This is a genomic window from Planktothrix sp. FACHB-1355 (assembly GCF_014748295.1).
Lineage (GTDB): Bacteria > Cyanobacteriota > Cyanobacteriia > Cyanobacteriales > Aerosakkonemataceae > Aerosakkonema > Aerosakkonema funiforme_A.
The window spans coordinates 1-1711 of record NZ_JACJUP010001331.1; the positions used below are offsets into that span (position 1 = coordinate 1).

General features: G+C 47.3%; 1 protein-coding gene and 1 pseudogene. Both read right to left on the bottom strand.

Going from position 1 to position 1711, the window contains the following annotated elements:
- Positions 1-1127, bottom strand: a 1127-nt coding sequence (locus H6S82_RS32085) for a glycosyltransferase (protein ID WP_191057411.1), incomplete at its 3' end; no start/stop codon positions are given.
- Positions 1124-1711 (bottom strand): annotated as a pseudogene (locus H6S82_RS32090) (hypothetical protein); the annotation flags it as partial. The pseudogene H6S82_RS32090 and the gene H6S82_RS32085, both read right to left, overlap by 4 nt.

The following is a 1711-nucleotide window of genomic DNA, read 5'->3' on the forward strand; positions in this document are numbered from 1 at the left end:
GCCCACTGATAGTGAATATGCAAAAAGTTATACAGCACATTCAACAGCAGCACATTTAGCATCAATCCCATCAAACAAACGATATTAAATTTGAGAAACCGCTTCAAACGCTTGCGCCAACCTCGCTGTTTACTTGCCATATCGCCAAAAGTCCAAGCATCGTTCCACAAAAAGTTATTGATAATCGCGATTTCGGCAGAGATAATTTTACTGCGAGTTAAACCCAAACCGAGCGCACTGGGGTCGTGAAGTAAATAAAGCACTAGCATATCCACAAATACCCCACTCAAACCTACCACAGCAAATCGTAAGAACCGACCGATCGGCCAGAGGTGGAAGCGCAACCGCAGCAGATGACCCAGGTACTCCACGTATTGTTTCCAAGTTACCTTGCTCTCGCCTTCCTGACGTTCTTGAAACACATACCCCACTTCCGTAATTTGGCCAATTTTGCCGCGACCGAGTACCTCAATCAAAATTTTGTATCCCAGCGGATTGAGCGATCGCATCGCGATCGAACTGCGTCTTACCATAAAATAACCGCTCATCGGATCGGAAACGCGACCTATCACCTCCGGTAGCAAAATTAACCCCAACATCTGCGCCCCACGCGATAAAAATCGTCTCGCAAAACTCCACTCGCTGACACCGCCGCCTTCCACATGGCGACTGGCAACTGCCAAGTCCGCACCTTCCTCAATAGCTGCCAAAAGTTTTAACAGCACTTCCGGGGGATGCTGAAGGTCGCCATCAATTACCGCCAAGATTTGCCCTCTTGCCACTTGCCAACCGCGAATCACGGCGGTGGAAAGTCCTCGTTCTTCCTGACGGCGCATCACCCGCAGTTGGGGATAATCCGGGATGAGAGATTGTGCAACTTCCCAAGTGCGATCGGGACTATCATCATCTACTACTATTAGCTCGTAGTCACCTGCGATAAAGTTATCTAGCAAACCGCTCAAGGTTTGAATAACTTCCTTGATATTTTTACTCTCGTTATAAGTGGGAATCACCAGGGAAAAGCTCAAGTAATGTCCGTTTCCATTTGCTGCGGCAAACTTAGATTCAGGAATCTGTAAAGAACCGGATGGTACTGGTAAAAGAGAGTTAGTTGGGCTGGAATTCATGAAAAACGATTATAAAGGTTGAGGGTGAACCCATCAATGTTCATAGTTCCCGTTAACTGCCGCGTTTCGATCGACTTAAACCGCTTTTGCAAAATTTGTTGAATGCGCTGTTTTGCCGCGATCTTTTCAGCTTCTGTTTTGAGACGAGACCATACGGGATTAACACTATCTAACCAGATGAGGCGACGATATTGGGAAGCTTCTGCGGATGTCAGTACTTTTTCTAGAGAATCTGCCAACCGATCGGGGTTTTCGGATAAAAGCATTACGGGTGAGGATGGGGGAATATAGTAAGCTAAGCGCAGAACGTGTCCCCAAGCTTTAGAGTTAATGGCAATTAAAGTGGGGGTTGTTGCTTCTCTTGCTATAACGTTGGCGATCGAATGGAAAACCCAGCGCTGTCTGAGACTGAAATCGCCAATACTAATCGTAAGATACAACAGCAACAGCCCAGCTGCTGCCGCTTTACGCCAGTCGTTTTTCCGATCTTGGCTCGTTTGCAGGTCAACTGCGGGCGGTTTCCGTTCCAGACATAATGCCAGTAACAGCAGACATCCCGGCAGAATAAAGCTCATTGCTCTACC